Source organism: Primorskyibacter sp. S187A (genome assembly GCF_049800955.1).
GTDB lineage: Bacteria > Pseudomonadota > Alphaproteobacteria > Rhodobacterales > Rhodobacteraceae > JAKVBH01.
This window is the reverse complement of the sequence record NZ_JBNAGA010000001.1, coordinates 923,585-939,381: the sequence shown is the minus strand read 5'-3', so window position 1 is coordinate 939,381 and position 15,797 is coordinate 923,585. Positions and strand designations below refer to the sequence as shown.

Sequence of the window (15,797 nt, the reverse complement as noted above, 5' to 3'; positions counted from 1 at the left end):
TTTCTTTGCGAAGGTTAATGCGGGGTGGTCCGCACGACGCCGCAAGATTTCGCTAAGAAAGCTGCGGACACAAAGGCCTAACGCCGCTTGAAAGCACCGCTCGCTTTAACCGCAGACCAAGAGGGCTTTTGTGCGATTTGGAGGGTATTTCGCACAAATACCCCCTCCAAGGCCAATCCATTGCCCCAGTTGTCGTCTAGCCGCTCGCGGCCAGCCGATCCTTGACCATCGGGCCAACAGCGCCGAAATCCATCTGGCCCGCGTAGCCCGATTTCAGCGCCCCCATGACCTTACCCATATCGCGGATCGACGAAGCGCCGACCTCTTCCATGGCGGCCACAATCGCGGCTTCCACCTCGCCGTCATCCAACTGGCGCGGCAGGAATTCTTCGATCACGGTAATCTCGTTCAATTCCCGCTCCGCCAGATCAAGCCGCCCCCCCTCTTCATAGGTGCGCGCGCTTTCCTGACGCTGCTTGACCATCTTGGCGAGGATCGCGGTCACATCCGCTTCGCTCACGCCCTCTTCCTTGCCTTCACCCCGCATCGCAATTTCGCGATCCTTGATGGCGGCGGAAATCAGGCGCAGCGTTGCCAAACGATCTGCCGCCTTGTCTTTCATGGCCTGTTTGAGGCCAGTGGTGATCTTGCTTTTCAGATCCATTGCGGTCCCATCCCCATGGAATTGCTCATGAAGCGCTAACTTATGCATTGCGACACGGCGGGGCAACATCTGATGGCCAAAGTTAAGCCTTTGAAATTAAACAATATCCAAAATTTCCCCAAGTCTTGACGCGTGCGCGTGCCCCCCGTAGGTTCGCGCAAATTTGCCCATTTCCAAACAGACGAGTCGCGCTCATGACCGATCATCCCACCGCCTGCCTTGTGCTCACCGATGGGTCCGTTTTCTATGGTCACGGCTTCGGCGCGACCGGTCAGACCACGGCTGAGCTGTGCTTCAACACGGCGATGACGGGGTATCAGGAGATCATGACGGACCCGTCTTACGCCGGGCAGATCGTGACATTCACCTTCCCCCATATTGGCAATACCGGCGTGAACCCCGACGATGATGAAACGGCGGATCCGGTTGCGGAAGGTATGGTGGTGAAATGGCTCCCGACGCAGGCGTCCAATTGGCGCGCGACGCAGGAGCTGACCGAGTGGCTCAGCGCGCGGGGCCGCATCGCGATCGGGGGCATCGACACGCGGCGGTTGACCCGCGCGATCCGGCAGTTGGGCGCGCCCCATGTGGCGCTGGCCCATGATCCGGAGGGCAAGTTCGATGTGGAGGCACTGGTGGCCGCTGCACGGGGGTTTTCTGGCCTCGAAGGCCTTGATCTTGCACAGAAAGTGACCTGCGCGCAAAGCTACCGTTGGGATGAGATGCGGTGGGCCTGGCCGGAAGGCTATACGCGTCAGACCGCGCCCAGGCACAAGGTTGTGGCCGTGGATTACGGTGCGAAGCGCAATATTCTGCGCTGTCTGGCGAGCGCGGGATGTGACGTGACGGTTCTGCCTGCCACGGCGACTGCGGAAGAGGTGCTGGCGCATGATCCAGATGGCGTTTTCCTCTCGAACGGCCCCGGCGATCCTGCGGCGACGGGCGCTTATGCGGTTCCAATGATCCAGCACTTGCTCGACAAGACGGACTTGCCGATTTTCGGGATTTGCCTTGGCCACCAGATGCTGGCGCTCGCTCTGGGCGCACGGACCATCAAGATGAACCACGGCCATCACGGCGCCAACCATCCCGTAAAGGACATGCGCTCCGGCAAGGTGGAAATCACCTCCATGAACCACGGCTTTGCCGTCGACGCCGCTACGCTGCCCAGCGGCGTCATCGAAACGCACCGCTCGCTTTTCGATGGATCCAACTGCGGGATCGCGCTGGATTCGGATCGCTGCGTTTTCTCCGTGCAGCAACACCCGGAAGCCAGCCCGGGCCCCCAGGACAGCTTCTACCTGTTCGAGCAGTTCGCGGCATCCATGGATGCCTCTTAACGCGGCATCCGCTTTGGTAACTTTCTGTTAACCAGCTGTTTACGCACAGTTAACCAAGCGCTGACAAAGTGCCTTCGTTCTATAACGCGAGCGAAGACATGAGCACTCAACGCCTCCAACTCAGAGGTCCCGAAACAGCACGATTGACCCCGGCTTATCACAAGCCGCTCGGTCAAATTCTTGTGGACCGGGGCGTTCTCGACCACGAGATGCTGTTGCACGCGCTGACAATTGCTGATCAGGTCCAATCGCCTCTGGCGCAGGTTTGCCTGTCCGAAGGGCTCGCAACCGCCGACGAGATACGGGCCGCACAGGCTGAGCGATTCGCCGCAATGGCGCTGAACACGCGGGAAACGCCCGCTGATTTAACCGTTGCGTCACAGCTTGACCCACTTTTTTGCCTCAAGCATGGCGTGGTTCCATGGATGAAGCTTGGCGACACGACCGTTCTGGCCTCGGCCTCGCCCGATGCTTTTCGCGTCGTGACGCGCGCATTGCCGGAGGGCTTTGGCCCCGTTCTGATGGGGCTCGCCGCGCAGGACGATATCGAACAAGTCGTGGCCAAGGTGCATGGCGCACAGATGGCCGTCTTGGCGGAGACCGAACTCGAAGACAGCTACAGCTGCCGCAATATGCATATTCTCGCAACGCGCCGGCAGACCGGGCTCGCCGCTCTCGGCGCGGCTTTGATTGGTCTGGGCGTCTTCCTTGCGCCCAAGGCGTTCTTCATTGCTGCTGCGACTTGGGCCATTGCGACGCTCTTGCTGATTGCCGGTATGAAACTCGTCGCGCTGATCGCGCGGGTCTTTGGCGGATTGCGCACAAACACGTCTGCCCCCCAAGACATGGACAGCTTTCCGACAGTCTCGCTGCTGGTGCCGCTCTACAAGGAGACGGACATCGCGGGCGTTCTCGTGGACAGGTTATCCCGCCTGACCTATCCAAAGTCCAACCTCGAGACCTTGCTGGTGCTGGAGGCCGAAGACACGCAAACCCGTGAGACCCTGCGCAACACAACCTTGCCGCCCTGGATGCGCGTCATCACGGTGCCTCCCGGAGATCTCACGACGAAGCCACGCGCCATGAATTACGCCCGCCGCTTCGCGCGTGGCGAGATTATCGGCGTCTATGACGCAGAGGATTCCCCCGCGCCCGACCAAATCGAGACGATCGTTTCGGCGTTTCAGCGCGCCCCGCCCGAGGTGGCTTGTCTGCAAGGTGTGTTGGATTTTTATAATCCGAGAATGAACTGGCTCGCGCGATGTTTCACCATCGAATACGCGGCCTGGTTTCGCATTTTGCTCCCCGGTCTTGCCCGGATTGGAATGCCAATCCCCTTAGGCGGCACGACGGTGTTCTTTCGCCGCTCCGTGCTCGATGAGTTGCAAGGCTGGGACGCCTTCAACGTGACTGAAGACGCAGACCTCGGCATGCGTTTGGCGCGCGCGGGATATCGGACAGAGCTCGTTGATACCGTCACCTTGGAAGAAGCCAATTGCCATCTGTGGCCATGGGTCAGGCAACGCTCCCGCTGGTTGAAGGGCTATATGATCACCTATCTCGTGCATATGCGCGCGCCGGCGCAGCTCTGGCGACAGCTGGGCCCGGGCGCTTTTTTTGGCTTTCAGGTCTTTTTCCTGGCCAGTCTCAGCCAATTCGCGCTGGCCCCGCTTCTCTGGTCATTCTGGCTGGCCGTGGCAGGCTTTCCCCATCCCGTAGTGGATGCGCTGCCCCCGGTGGGGTTCGTGATCCTCGCCTCCCTCTTTGTGTTGACCGAGGTCATCGGCCTCGTCGTTGGCATGACGGCTGTCGCAAGCCACAGGCATCGCCATCTGATACCCTGGGTGCCCACACTTCTGTTTTACTTTCCACTCGCCGCCGTGGCGACCTACAAGGCGCTGTGGGAGCTGCTGCGCAAGCCGTTTTTCTGGGACAAGACCACCCACGGGCTTTCGATCGGGCGCACGACAATCGACCACTGATTGACCAAAGGTCAGGAATACCTCCATCGACGGCTGCAGATCATGCTTCTAGCTTTGCTCTACGCAGGCGAGACCGCTGTTTTTTTGATGATCATTTTTGCTTTGAGCCTTGAGGTATTTCACGTGAGCATTGCCATTCAAACCTATGATTTACATGAGCTTGCGCGGTTTATCGGTGTGGTTGGTTTCCTGCTCTACATGGCCGCTTTTGCAGGGCTGCAACTGGGCTGGCTCTGTGGCAACGGCATTTTGTATTCCGCGCTGAACGTCGGTGCTGCTGCGATGGTACTGATTTCGCTCAGCACAGAATTCAATCTCGCCTCGGCGCTCATTCAGGTGAGTTGGATTTCCATCGGCATGATCGGCATCAGCTTGCGCATCTGGGCGCGTTCAAGAGCCATGAAGACATTGCAACTGCGCGTGGAGCATGATCAATAGCGCGCCATGAGCCAGTACGAATACAAAGTCATCCCCGCCCCGACACGCGGTCAGAAAGCGCGCGGCGTCAAAGCGCCTGAAGCACGATTTGCCTTGGCGCTGGAGATGTCGCTCAACGCCGTTGCGGAAGACGGCTGGGAATTTCTGCGCGCTGAAACCCTACCCAGCGAAGAGCGTCAGGGGCTGACAGGAAGCACCACCAGCTACAGAAACGTGTTGGTCTTTCGCCGCCCGGTTGCTTTGGACGATATCGACGCGGACGCCGCTGAAGACACACCGCTTGCCCTTCTCGAAGACCGCTCCGAGGCAGAGGAGCCCGACGGGACCGCAGAGGAGGCGACAGAGAGCCCTGACGCCGAGCAGACCTCCGAGGATGTTCGGGAGCCCCTTGAGGCCTCCGAAAACGACACGCCGCGTTCCTAACCTGCGTCCAACTCCAGCGCGAGTGCATGAATTTGGCCAATCAGATCAGCCCCCAGGGCCGTATGCACGGCGCGATGGCGCGCAATGCGCGACTGCCCCTCGAACGCCGCAGACCGCATGCGCACCCGGAAGTGGCTTTCACCGCCTTCTTGAAATCCGGCATGCCCACGATGGCTTTCGCTCTCGTCGATCACTTCCAGAAGGCTGGGCGAGAACGCGTCTTGCAAGGCGTTGCGGATCGCTTCAGTACGGTTAACCATTTTTTGTATCCATTCCCTCTTCAAACTCTCGCCTGACAAGCTAAACTTTGCAGCCCGAGTCGAAAAGGTAAGAGCCATGCCAAAACCCGACCCCTTTGGATTTGATATGTCCGTGTCTTCGGCCAAGAAGAAGAACCCCCGTGGCCGACGGGGCATGTCCGGCGCGTCGGAGACATCGACGCGGGTGTGCGATCATGAGGGCTGTCAGGAACAGGGCCAGTACCGTGCGCCCAAAGCCCCCGACGTGCTCGATGACTTCTTTTGGTTCTGCAAGGAGCATATCCGCGAGTATAATCTGAAGTGGAACTTCTTCGACGGGACAACCGAGGCGGAGATGAATGCCCAGATGTCGAAGGACAAGGTCTGGGAACGCGAGACGCGGTCTTTCGTAGACCCGGAAGCGCGCGCCTGGGCACGGTTGGGGATTGACGATGCCCATCAGGTTCTGGGCGACAAGGCCACGCGCAACCCCGGGCGCGGCGGTGGCACAGGTCGGCGCCTGCCCCCCACCGAGAAACGCGCGCTGGAGCTTCTGGAAGCCAAAGACACAATGACCAAGCCCGAGATTCGCAAGTCCTACAAAGCGCTGATCAAGGTGTTGCATCCCGACATGAACGGCGGCGACCGTTCGCAGGAGGAGCAGTTGCAGGAGGTCATGTGGGCCTGGGATCAAATCAAGGACAGCCGCAATTTCAAGGACAAATAGGGCCCGGGCCGCAGCATCTGGCATGCCGGGCAAAAGCGGCAAAAAGCACGCGCCTTTCCCTTGCCCTTCTTTGAGATATGTTGCATCCCGGGCAAGTTAGTCCCGCAGGTATGAAGGACAGGTGAGATGGCCGACGGCAGCATGGATATCAACGCAAAACCCTCTGAGGAGATATCGGTTCGCGATGTCTTCGGCATCGACACGGACATGGTCGTCAAGGGGTTTGCGGATCGCACAGACCGGGTGCCGGATCTGGACTCGACTTACAAGTTTGACCCCGACACGACGCTCGCGATCCTCGCAGGCTTCAGCCACAATCGCCGCGTGATGATCCAGGGCTATCACGGGACAGGGAAATCGACCCATATCGAGCAAGTCGCCGCGCGGCTCAACTGGCCTGCCGTTCGTGTTAATCTCGACAGTCACATCTCCCGGATTGACTTGATCGGCAAGGACGCGATCAAGCTCAAGGACGGCAAACAAACCACAGAATTCCAGGAAGGCATCCTGCCCTGGGCCCTGCGCAACCCCACGGCCATCGTGTTTGACGAATACGACGCGGGCCGCGCGGATGTGATGTTCGTGATCCAGCGGGTGCTGGAAGTGGATGGCAAGCTGACGCTTCTCGACCAGAACAAGGTGATCAACCCGCATCCCTATTTCCGCATTTTTGCGACTGCCAACACGGTGGGCTTGGGCGATACGACAGGCCTCTACCACGGCACACAACAGATCAACCAAGGCCAGATGGACCGTTGGTCGCTCGTGGCCACGCTGAACTACCTGTCTGTTGATGCGGAAAGCGCCATCGTTTTGGCGAAGAACCCGCATTACAACAGCGAGAAAGGCCGCAAGACCATCAAACAGATGGTGACAGTGGCGGATCTGACCCGGACGGCGTTCATGAACGGCGATCTTTCGACCGTGATGTCGCCCCGGACGGTGATCGCCTGGGCGCAAAATGCCGAGATCTTCCGCAATGTGGGCTACGCCTTCCGCGTGTCATTCCTCAACAAATGTGATGAGCTGGAGCGCCAGACCGTGGCCGAATTCTACCAACGCTGCTTCGATGAGGAGCTTCCCGAAAGCGCGGCCAGCGTCTCGCTGGGATAAACGCGCGCCGCAAACGGCGTTAAAGGGGGCGTGCCAGAGGCGCGCCCTTTTGCGGTCAGGAGGTGAGCCGCGATTTGGGTGGCACCAGTTTGCCCGGATTGAGAATGCCCAAAGGATCCAGCGTGTCTTTCAAAGCGCCCATGATCGCCCAGGCGTCGCCGTGTTCGCGCTCCATGAATCCCAATTTTCCCATCCCGACGCCGTGTTCACCCGTCGAGGTGCCACCCAGAGCGAGCGCCCTGTTGGTCATGGCATCGCTCAGGCGCTTGGCTTCCTCAAACTCGGCGGGTTGGGTCGGGTCGACCAGCAGGATCGCATGGAAATTCCCATCGCCCACATGGCCGAGGATCGGCGCGGGGATTGAAGCCCTGGCCAGATCGGCCTGCGTCTCTTCTACCGCGCGCGCCAGCTGCGAGATCGGGACACAGACATCTGTCACCAAGGCGCGCGCGCCTGGGCGCATCGCCTTGATCGCGTAGAGCGCATTGTAGCGCATGGTCCAAAGCGCCGTGCGATCCTCGGGGCGGGTGGACCATTCAAAGCCTGTCGCACCGTGATCCGCGATGATATCGCCAAAGCGCTCCGCCTGTTCCGCAACACCGCTTTCGGTGCCGTGGAATTCCACCAAAAGATGCGGTGTCAGCGGAAAAGAGACGCCCGCATAGTCATTGACCGCCGCAGCGGTTGCGCTGTCCACGAATTCAATCCGGGCCATGGGCAGGCCCATTTGGATTGTGTCCTGCACCGCGGCGACCGCCGCATGCAGGTTTGAGAAGCTGCAAACTGCGGCGGCCACGCTCTCGGGTTGACCATGCAGGCGCAGCGTCAGACCGGTGCACAGGCCCAAGGTGCCCTCGCTGCCCACCATGAGCGCGGTCATGTCATAACCTGCCGAAGATTTGCGCGCCCGACTTCCCGTCTCAATCACACGCCCATCCGCGAGCACAACTTCCATCCCAAGCACATTGTCCCGCATCGTGCCGTAGCGCACCGCCGTCGTGCCCGACGCCCGCGTCATGGCCATGCCGCCGAGCGAGGCATTGGCGCCGGGATCCACCGGAAAAAAGAGCCCACTGTCACGCAGCTCCGCATTGAGCGCCTCGCGCGTGAGGCCGGGTTCCACAGTGACGCACATATCTTCCAGGTAAAAGCTGCGGATGGCCGCCATCTTGGAGAAATCCAACACAACACCGCCCTCAATCGCCAGCGCATGCCCCTCTACGGAGGTCCCCGTCCCCCACCCGACAAGCGGGCAACGATACTCGCTACAGATGCGTGCAATATGACTTACTTCCGCCGTGGTTGTGGGGTATGCAACGGCATGGGGCAAGGTCAGGGGAAAATAACTCTCGGAACGGCCGTGGTTTTCCAGATCGGGCTTGGAGCGGCTCAAGCGATCGCCTAGAACTTGTTCAAGCGCTGCAAGGGTTTGCGGGATGTCCGTCGAGATGTCACGTGGCATGAAAGCACCTTTCTTGCCCTATCCTAATCCGCGCCAATGGCTGAGGAAAGCACAAGCGCAGATGAGCGACACAGAGCAAAGTTCATGGCGGCGACAAATGGCTGAGACAGCCAGGGAATTCGCACGCGGATGGCAATTGCTCAAACATCGCGGGCCCTCGCAAATTCAGTTCTGGTTTATCGCCCTTGCCATCGGGATCGCGGCCGGGTTTGCCGCAGTTCTGTTCCGCTCGGGCATCACGTTTTTGCAGCGCACGCTCTACGGCGTGGATGACATCACGATGCTGCATTCCTTCGCCACGACGCTGGATTGGTTCATCGTTTTGCTCATTCCCATGGCGGGCGGGATCGCCGTGGGGCTGATCCTGCATCATTTCACGCCGGATGGACGGGTGCGCTCTGTGGCCGATGTGATCGAGGGCGCGGCCATCAACGACGGCCGGGTCGAACGCAAAGCCGGTTTGGCCTCTGTCGCAGCCTCCATGATCACGCTGGGCACCGGGGGCTCCACCGGGCGTGAGGGGCCGGTTGTGCATCTGGCCGCGCTGATATCGACGTGGATTTCCAACTGGATCCGCGCCGATGGCATCACAGGGCGTGATCTTTTGGGATGCGCTGTCGCCGCCGCCGTTTCCGCCTCCTTCAACGCGCCCATTGCCGGCGCTCTCTTTGCCATGGAGGTGATCCTCCGCCATTTCGCGTTGCATGCCTTCGCGCCGATTGTGATTGCCTCGGCGGCAGGCACGGTGATCAACCGGCTGGTCTTTGGCGATGTGGCCGAATTCGCTCTTCCCGGCGGCACGGCGCTTGAGTTTTACCTCGAATTACCGGCCTATCTGATCCTTGGTCTGGTCTGTGGCCTCGTGGCGGTGGTGCTGATGCGCAGTGTCTTCTGGGCAGATGATTTCGAAACGCGGCTGCAACAGAAGCTCGGGTTGCCGCATTGGGCCCGACCTGCTGTGGCGGGCGCGGTGCTTGGGGTAACGGCCATCGCCTTTCCGCATATCATCGGGGTGGGCTACGAGACGACGTCGCGCGCGCTCACTGGACAATTGCTGCTGCATGAAGCCATGGTGTTTGCCGTCATCAAGGTGTTTGCCGTGGCGGTGACCATGGCAGGCCGCATGGGCGGCGGCATATTCTCGCCCTCGCTGATGATCGGCGCCTTGACGGGTCTGGCCTTTGGGCTGATTGCCACGGGTCTTTTCCCGAATGTTTCGGGACAGCATACGCTCTATGCGCTGGCAGGCATGGGAGCCGTTGCGGCCGCTGTTCTGGGCGCGCCCATTTCCACAACGCTGATCGTGTTTGAACTGACGGGCGACTGGCAAACGGGCCTGGCGGTGATGGTGTCCGTCTCCATGTCCACAGCGCTCGCCTCACGCCTTGTTGACCGCTCTTTCTTCCTGACCCAGCTGGAACGGCGCGGCGTGCATCTGGCGGCAGGACCACAGGCCTATTTGCTCGCGATGTTCCGTGTCGCGCAGGTCATGCGCCCCTGGGACGACCCCACCGCGCCCTCGGAAGACCGCGCCTGGGAGCTCATCGACCAAGGCATCTATCTCGACGCCAACGCGACGCTGGAGACAGCCATGCCGATGTTTGATCGCGCCTCTGTGGTCTTCATCCCCGTCGTGGCCTTGCGCGGCGAAGGCCAAGCGCCAGAACTGCGCGGCGCGCTCTTTCATGTGGATGCGCTCAAAGCTTACAACCGCGCGCTGGCAGCGACGGCGGCGGAAGAGCATAGCTGAGGGGGTTCGCCCCAGAATCGGAAATAATCGATACTGAATCAGGGCATTGTTCTGGTTAATAGCACAATCAATACCCGCCAAGATTGAATTCGTCACAATGAGGGCCGCTATGTGGCGCAGTCGCTTGGAGATAGCTTCAATTGAACATAAACAATGATTGAGACCATGAGGAGCGGAGTATTTCATGTCATATTTGAAAACAGCACTGGCTGCGAGCGCAGTCGCAATTGCAACAACGGGCATGGCGTCAGCCACCATCATTGGCGCAACAGGCGTCGTCGTCGATGCAGGCGGCAGCTCTGGTGGGCCAGTGGCCGTGACGATCGACCAGACAGGCCTCAACGCCAATTACATCTCAGGCACGACTGACTTTGACAGCTTTGTCGCGACGACGACTCATTCGTTTATTGCTTCCACCGAATGGTTCGGCGATTTCCAAACGAACTCCGGTCAGCTGACCTTTGATCTGGGCTCGGCCCAAGCCATTGATGCGATGGCCTTGTGGAACGAAGAAAGCTCTGGAGCCGGCACCTTTGACCTTTCCACGTCGTTGGATGGATCGTCCTATACATCCCTGCTGACCGGGTTGAGCGGCACGGATCACACAACGCTGACGGATTATGCCGCAGACGTTTTTACCTTCGCGACGACGACGTTCCGTTACATCCGTATGACGATGAGCGGTTGTCCGCAGCCTGGGATTGGCAGTTATGAATCCTGCGCCGTGGGTGAAGTTGCCTTCCGCGCTGGCGAAGATGTTATGGCACCCATCCCGCTTCCAGGCGCTCTGCCTCTCGCGCTGAGCGGTCTCTTCGCCTTTGGAGGATTGCAGCTGCGCAAGCGCCGCAAGAGCTAAACGCGATACAAGACATACGGGAAAAGGGCTCCGCAACCGGAGCCCTTTTTCGTTAACGCGGAGAAATTGGCTGCTCAGGCCTGCTCGACGGTGAGGTAGTCGCCCGGAGTGAAAGCCAAATGACCTGCGATGCGCGCCGCAGCCTCTTTGGGCGCCTCAAAAGACCAGACGGCATCCGTCAGGGTCCGGTTTTTCGCCTCGATGGAGAAATACTGCGCATCGCCTTTGTACGGACACGTGCGCGTTGTGGCCGAGGGCTCCAGAAACGCCATGGCCACATCACCCCGCGGGAAATAGATCACAGGGGCGAGATCTCCCTCGCTCAGCTCAAGCGCATGCGTCGTCTCCGCGATGACAGCGCCGCCGGCGCGCACTGTCCATTTACCGGCTGCTTTCACGATACGAATTGTCGTCATGTGTCCCCCTGGTCTTTCTCGGGGGTGCCCCCGCAAATAGTGTCAGCGCACGCGCCTTCGCCCGTCATAGAGGGGCACACGCGGCGCGCAGCCATTCCGCCACATCGCCCGTGACATGTGGCGACAGCTTTTCAAGGCAATCCGCATGATAGCTGTTCATCCACTCCCGCTCCGGAGCGGTCAGCATTTCCCGCTCGATCATATGTCGGTCGATGGGCACAAAGGTCAATGTCTCAAACTGAAGCAATTCAGGAAGCGACTGATCTGGCTGGCGCGGTGCGGGCTCGACAACAATCAGATTTTCGATCCGGATGCCAAACTCACCTTCGGCATAAAAGCCCGGCTCGTTGGACAGGATCATCCCTTTCTGCAAAGGTTCACGCCCTGTGCGCGCGAGCCGTTGCGGGCCCTCATGCACCGAGAGATAAGCCCCCACGCCATGACCCGTGCCATGGGCGTAATCCTGCCCCGCCGCCCAGAGCGCAACACGGGCCACGGAATCGATGTCTGCGCCACTGATGCCCGGCGGGAAGCGCAAGCGCGAGATGCCGATCATCCCTTGCAGAACGCGCGTAAAGGCGCGGCGTACGTGGTCCGCTTGTGGGCCGATCCCGATAGTGCGGGTGATGTCCGTTGTCCCGTCCTGATACTGGCCGCCACTGTCGACAAGATACACCTCGCCCTCTTTCAGGGCGCGGTTGCTGTCTTTTGTGACACGGTAGTGCGGCAGAGCGGCATGGGGGCCCGCACCGCTGATCGTTTCAAAGGAGATATCCCGCAGTTGATTGGTCTCCCGCCGAAAGCCTTCGAGTTTCGTGGCCACGTCAATCTCCGTGAGATCGCCGGGCGCATGGGTCTCCAACCAATGCAGAAAGTGCACCATGGCCACCGCATCACGCAGGTGCGCTGTCCGGGCGCCGGAAATTTCGGCCTCCGTTTTGCAGGCTTTCGGCAAAAGGCAAGGATCGCGGGCTTCATGCACGTCAGACAAGACGTCAAAAACAGCTTGCGGCGCCGTATCCGGATCGGCCATCACAAGGCCCGTCAGCGCGGCACATGCGGGGATGAACGCATCCGGCGCGTGCAGCGTAACGCCCGCACCAAGGTCGACATCAGCGAGCTTGGCCGCATCGATGAAGAGATCCACATCGCCCGTGTCGTGCAGGATCGTCATGCCATGGACAACCGGGTTGCGCGGGATGTCCTCACCTCGAATGTTCAGCAGCCACGACAGGGAATCGGGCAAGGTAATCACACAGGCCGTACATCCGGCCGCGCGCAGCTCCTCCGCCAGCCCCCCCCTTTTTTCAGCGCTGCTGCGCCCCGCCAGGGCATCGGGTTGAGAGATCACCCGACCGACGGGCGGCGCGGGCTGATCGTCCCAGATCGCGTCCACCGGATTGCGCACCGCTTTCAGTTCGATGCCTGCTGCCACCAGCTGGCGGATTTCGCGCGGCGTATGCAGCCAGGGATCATAGCCCACAACGCCTTTGGGCATGGCGTCCTTGAGCCAGGCGTCCAGCGATGTTTCGGGCCAGTCCACCGGTTCAAAGACATCGGCCACCTGCGCACGGACCTGCACGCGATACCTGCCATCCACGAAAACCGCCGCGCGGCTTTGGGTGACAACCGCAAAACCCGCAGATCCCGTAAAGCCCGTCAACCATGCCAACCGCTCATCATGGGGGGCCACATATTCCCCCTGGTGCGCATCTGCACGAGGCACAATGAAGGCATCCAGACCACTTTGCGCCATCGCCGCGCGCAAGGCTTGCAACCGGGGTGGCCCCTGTTCGGGGCGCGCCGTGACCTCAAAACTCTGAAACATGCCCATCTCCCTTTTTCGCCAAACGGCGCCTTGTGACACAAAAACGCCCCTAGAACGGTCATTTGCAACTGTTTTATCTTGATGCCATGGTTATGGAAACTGGAATACCTGCGCACGATACCGTGCAGACCGAGGTGCAATCTGTTCTCGATGCCACCGGACAGGGTCTGCACGTTGGCAACTTCGAGGATTTCGCACGCTATTTCGCACTTCCCTATACCGTGGACACCTTTGAAGAGGCGATCACAGTGCAAGATGCCTTGTCGCTGCGCAATCTGTTCAATACCGCACGCGATTACTATGCGCGCATCGGTCTGGTGCATTTGTTGCGAACGGTTCTGGATGCGGCCTACCGGTCCGATGGCACATTGAGCGCCACCTACGAAACCCACCTGATCACGCGCGAGGGCACGCAAACACGTGCGCCCTATCTGTGCCATGTCGAGTTGAGCAAGACGGCGGATTTCTGGCAGGTCTATCGCACGCAATACGCCATCGATGACAATGCGCATTTGGTATCAGCGCTCTTGGGCCAGTCACCAATGCACGCAAGGCGCGCTGCCGGCTGATCGACTTCACGTGCAGCGTCAGCTGGCGCGCTTCATGCCCATAATGCGGGCCCGGGCGCGCGGGTCTGCATCAAAGAGCGCCGCCAATTGTTCGGTCATCGCACCCGCCAATTGCTCAACATCCGTGATCGTTACCGCGCGGTCATAATACCGCGTCACATCATGACCGATGCCAATCGCCAAAAGCTCAACCGCGCGGCGCCGCTCCACCATGGCAATGACATCACGCAGGTGCTTTTCGAGGAAATTGGCCGGGTTGACCGACAGCGTGGAATCATCGACCGGCGCCCCATCGGAAATAACCATCAGGATCTTGCGCGCCTCAGGCCGGGCCAGCATCCGACGATGGGCCCATTCGAGCGCCTCACCATCGATGTTTTCCTTCAAGAGGCCTTCCTTCATCATCAATCCCAGATTGGAGCGCGCGCGCCGCCATGGCGCATCGGCCCCTTTGTAGATGATGTGGCGGAGATCATTGAGGCGGCCGGGTTGTTGCGGCCTGCCATCTGCCAGCCATTTCTCACGGCTGAGCCCACCTTTCCAGGCCCGCGTCGTGAAGCCCAGAATCTCGACCTTCACAGAACACCGCTCCAAAGTGCGCGCCAGAACGTCAGCGCAAATGGCCGCAATCGAAATTGGCCGGCCACGCATGGACCCGGAATTATCCAGAAGCAACGTCACGACCGTGTCGCGGAACTCTGTGTCTTTTTCCACCTTGAAGCTCAGCGGTGTTGTCGGGTTGGCCACAACCCGCGCCAACCGGCCGGCATCGAGAATGCCCTCTTCGAGATCAAACTCCCAGGAGCGGTTTTGCTGGGCCTGCAAGCGGCGCTGCAACTTGTTGGCCAAACGCCCAACAGCGCCTTTCAGTGGTTCCAGCTGCTGATCGAGATAGGCCCGCAAACGCTCAAGCTCGACAGGTTCGGCCAGGTCTTCGGCCTTGATCTCCTCGTCATTGGCAGTCTCAAACACAATGTAATCGGGATCCGCATCTGAGATGGGCTGTGGCGCAGGAGGCTCGAGAGGCGCTTCGCCTTCCGGCAGCTCCGCCTCATCGCCCATCTCCTGATCGGCCATCTCATCCATGGACACACTGGCCTGCTGGGCGTCCTGCGTTTCTTCCTGGCTTTGCTCAGGATTGGCTTCCGCCTCCTGGTCGTCGCTGTCATCCTGACCGGTGCTATCGGGCTCGGATTGATCGTCCTCGGCGTCCTCGGCCTGATCATCGGCGTCATCATCGATCTCATCGGGATCATCTCCCAGCTGATCGCCGTAGCCCAGATCCGTTATGACTTGCCGGGCAAAACGGGCAAACGCACTCTGGTCATCGAGTATCCCTTGCAGGTTCTCGAGCGATCCACCGGCCTGCTGCTCAATATAGCCGCGCCATAATTCCATGACATTGGCCGCCGCAGGTGGCATGTCACGACCCGTCGCCATATGGCGCACGAGATAACCGGCCGCGGCCGCCAGTGGCGCTTCCGAGGCCTCCTTGATCTGATCATACCCCCGCCGCGTCGCATCCTGGCCAATCTTGGCGTCAATATTGCCAGCGGTGCCCGGCATATCCCGCGCGCCCATGGCTTCGCAGCGCGCCGTCTCCATGGCCTCATAGAGATCGCGCGCCATGTCACCGGGCGGGGCATAGCGATTGTGCACGCCAGTGTCGTGATACTTGTGCTTGAGCGCCAGCGCATCCGCCGTCCCGCGCGCAACGAGCACTTCTTCCCGCGTCATACGGCGCGAAATCTGCGGCAGGCGCATCGTATCGCCCGCCAGCCCCGACGGGTCGACCGAATAAGTGACCGAAAGCTCAGGATCATTGGCCATGACCTTTGTCGCCTCGGCCAGTGCCTTCTTGAACGGATCAGCAGGATTGTCGTTTTGCGCCATGATAGACCTCAGATATCGCTGGGTCAGAAACTAGGTCATTCTGCAGCCAGACAACAGAGGGAAACCGCCCCATCATCTTGCCTAAAAAACTCCGGGG

15 protein-coding genes are annotated in these 15,797 nt (G+C 60.1%); 9 read left to right on the top strand and 6 right to left on the bottom strand.

Annotated elements, in window-relative coordinates:
* Nucleotides 1–196 precede the first annotated feature (196 nt).
* Nucleotides 197–664: a GatB/YqeY domain-containing protein gene (locus tag ACP15S_RS04770; RefSeq protein WP_425038433.1), complete on the bottom strand. Its 468-nt coding sequence runs from the start codon at nucleotides 662–664 to the stop codon at nucleotides 197–199.
* Nucleotides 665–858: 194 nt separating this feature from the next.
* Here ACP15S_RS04770 and carA point away from each other — a divergent pair, with 194 nt between their 5' ends.
* The 4 genes from carA to ACP15S_RS04750 all read left to right on the top strand — a co-directional run bounded on the left by carA (nucleotide 859) and on the right by ACP15S_RS04750 (nucleotide 4,847).
* A complete protein-coding gene (carA, locus tag ACP15S_RS04765) occupies nucleotides 859–2,004 on the top strand; it encodes a glutamine-hydrolyzing carbamoyl-phosphate synthase small subunit (protein WP_425038432.1) in 1,146 nt (381 codons plus the stop codon).
* Nucleotides 2,005–2,102: 98 nt separating this feature from the next.
* Nucleotides 2,103–3,986, top strand: a complete 1,884-nt coding sequence (locus ACP15S_RS04760) for a glycosyltransferase family 2 protein (RefSeq protein WP_425038430.1) — start codon at nucleotides 2,103–2,105, stop codon at nucleotides 3,984–3,986.
* Nucleotides 3,987–4,028: 42 nt separating this feature from the next.
* A complete protein-coding gene (locus ACP15S_RS04755) occupies nucleotides 4,029–4,424 on the top strand; it encodes a CBU_0592 family membrane protein (protein WP_425038429.1) in 396 nt (131 codons plus the stop codon).
* A gap of 6 nt (nucleotides 4,425–4,430) precedes the next feature.
* The gene (locus tag ACP15S_RS04750) at nucleotides 4,431–4,847 is read left to right on the top strand and encodes a DUF4177 domain-containing protein (RefSeq protein WP_425038428.1); all 417 of its coding nucleotides are present in this window, start codon (nucleotides 4,431–4,433) and stop codon (nucleotides 4,845–4,847) included.
* Here the strand turns inward: ACP15S_RS04750 and ACP15S_RS04745 are convergent.
* Nucleotides 4,844–5,107, bottom strand: coding sequence for a BolA family protein (locus ACP15S_RS04745; RefSeq protein ID WP_425038427.1), 264 nt, complete (start codon nucleotides 5,105–5,107; stop codon nucleotides 4,844–4,846). The genes ACP15S_RS04750 and ACP15S_RS04745 overlap by 4 nt on opposite strands.
* Before the next feature lie 76 nt (nucleotides 5,108–5,183).
* On the opposite strand from ACP15S_RS04745, the gene ACP15S_RS04740 reads away from it, so the two are divergent.
* Both ACP15S_RS04740 and cobS read left to right on the top strand, forming a co-directional pair.
* Nucleotides 5,184–5,813, top strand: coding sequence for a J domain-containing protein (locus ACP15S_RS04740; protein WP_425038426.1), 630 nt, complete (start codon nucleotides 5,184–5,186; stop codon nucleotides 5,811–5,813).
* A gap of 126 nt (nucleotides 5,814–5,939) precedes the next feature.
* Nucleotides 5,940–6,926, top strand: a complete 987-nt coding sequence (gene cobS, locus ACP15S_RS04735; RefSeq protein ID WP_425038425.1) for a cobaltochelatase subunit CobS — start codon at nucleotides 5,940–5,942, stop codon at nucleotides 6,924–6,926.
* A 55-nt stretch (nucleotides 6,927–6,981) separates the two neighbouring features.
* On the opposite strand, the gene ACP15S_RS04730 is transcribed toward cobS, so the two are convergent.
* Nucleotides 6,982–8,388: an FAD-binding oxidoreductase gene (locus ACP15S_RS04730; protein ID WP_425038424.1), complete on the bottom strand. Its 1,407-nt coding sequence runs from the start codon at nucleotides 8,386–8,388 to the stop codon at nucleotides 6,982–6,984.
* Between the two features lie 97 nt (nucleotides 8,389–8,485).
* Between ACP15S_RS04730 and ACP15S_RS04725 the strand changes: the two genes are divergently transcribed.
* Complete coding sequence (locus tag ACP15S_RS04725) at nucleotides 8,486–10,138, top strand: chloride channel protein (protein ID WP_425038423.1); 1,653 nt, start codon at nucleotides 8,486–8,488, stop codon at nucleotides 10,136–10,138.
* A 184-nt stretch (nucleotides 10,139–10,322) separates the two neighbouring features.
* Nucleotides 10,323–10,994, top strand: coding sequence for a discoidin domain-containing protein (locus tag ACP15S_RS04720; protein WP_425038422.1), 672 nt, complete (start codon nucleotides 10,323–10,325; stop codon nucleotides 10,992–10,994).
* Between the two features lie 74 nt (nucleotides 10,995–11,068).
* Here ACP15S_RS04720 and ACP15S_RS04715 read toward each other — a convergent pair whose 3' ends face one another.
* The gene (locus tag ACP15S_RS04715; protein ID WP_425038420.1) at nucleotides 11,069–11,410 is read right to left on the bottom strand and encodes a DUF427 domain-containing protein; all 342 of its coding nucleotides are present in this window, start codon (nucleotides 11,408–11,410) and stop codon (nucleotides 11,069–11,071) included.
* A 64-nt stretch (nucleotides 11,411–11,474) separates the two neighbouring features.
* Complete coding sequence (locus tag ACP15S_RS04710) at nucleotides 11,475–13,238, bottom strand: aminopeptidase P family protein (RefSeq protein WP_425038419.1); 1,764 nt, start codon at nucleotides 13,236–13,238, stop codon at nucleotides 11,475–11,477.
* Nucleotides 13,239–13,324: 86 nt separating this feature from the next.
* Between ACP15S_RS04710 and ACP15S_RS04705 the strand changes: the two genes are divergently transcribed.
* The gene (locus ACP15S_RS04705; protein ID WP_425038418.1) at nucleotides 13,325–13,807 is read left to right on the top strand and encodes a hypothetical protein; all 483 of its coding nucleotides are present in this window, start codon (nucleotides 13,325–13,327) and stop codon (nucleotides 13,805–13,807) included.
* A gap of 18 nt (nucleotides 13,808–13,825) precedes the next feature.
* Here the strand turns inward: ACP15S_RS04705 and cobT are convergent, their stop codons facing one another.
* Nucleotides 13,826–15,703, bottom strand: a complete 1,878-nt coding sequence (gene cobT, locus ACP15S_RS04700; protein WP_425039653.1) for a cobaltochelatase subunit CobT — start codon at nucleotides 15,701–15,703, stop codon at nucleotides 13,826–13,828.
* Nucleotides 15,704–15,797: the final 94 nt, after the last annotated feature.

Excerpts from the sequence above, each read along its gene's own strand:
- ACP15S_RS04750 (WP_425038428.1), top strand. The coding sequence starts at position 4,431 with ATGAGCCAGTACGAATACAAAGTCATCCCCGCCCCGACACGCGGTCAG.
- ACP15S_RS04705 (WP_425038418.1), top strand. The coding sequence starts at position 13,325 with ATGGTTATGGAAACTGGAATACCTGCGCACGATACCGTGCAGACCGAG.
- ACP15S_RS04760 (WP_425038430.1), top strand. The coding sequence starts at position 2,103 with ATGAGCACTCAACGCCTCCAACTCAGAGGTCCCGAAACAGCACGATTG.
- cobS (WP_425038425.1), top strand. The coding sequence starts at position 5,940 with ATGGCCGACGGCAGCATGGATATCAACGCAAAACCCTCTGAGGAGATA.
- ACP15S_RS04730 (WP_425038424.1), bottom strand. The coding sequence starts at position 8,388 with ATGCCACGTGACATCTCGACGGACATCCCGCAAACCCTTGCAGCGCTT.
- ACP15S_RS04755 (WP_425038429.1), top strand. The coding sequence starts at position 4,029 with ATGCTTCTAGCTTTGCTCTACGCAGGCGAGACCGCTGTTTTTTTGATG.
- ACP15S_RS04770 (WP_425038433.1), bottom strand. The coding sequence starts at position 664 with ATGGATCTGAAAAGCAAGATCACCACTGGCCTCAAACAGGCCATGAAA.
- ACP15S_RS04725 (WP_425038423.1), top strand. The coding sequence starts at position 8,486 with ATGGCTGAGACAGCCAGGGAATTCGCACGCGGATGGCAATTGCTCAAA.
- ACP15S_RS04745 (WP_425038427.1), bottom strand. The coding sequence starts at position 5,107 with ATGGTTAACCGTACTGAAGCGATCCGCAACGCCTTGCAAGACGCGTTC.
- ACP15S_RS04710 (WP_425038419.1), bottom strand. The coding sequence starts at position 13,238 with ATGTTTCAGAGTTTTGAGGTCACGGCGCGCCCCGAACAGGGGCCACCC.
- ACP15S_RS04720 (WP_425038422.1), top strand. The coding sequence starts at position 10,323 with ATGTCATATTTGAAAACAGCACTGGCTGCGAGCGCAGTCGCAATTGCA.
- carA (WP_425038432.1), top strand. The coding sequence starts at position 859 with ATGACCGATCATCCCACCGCCTGCCTTGTGCTCACCGATGGGTCCGTT.
- ACP15S_RS04715 (WP_425038420.1), bottom strand. The coding sequence starts at position 11,410 with ATGACGACAATTCGTATCGTGAAAGCAGCCGGTAAATGGACAGTGCGC.
- ACP15S_RS04740 (WP_425038426.1), top strand. The coding sequence starts at position 5,184 with ATGCCAAAACCCGACCCCTTTGGATTTGATATGTCCGTGTCTTCGGCC.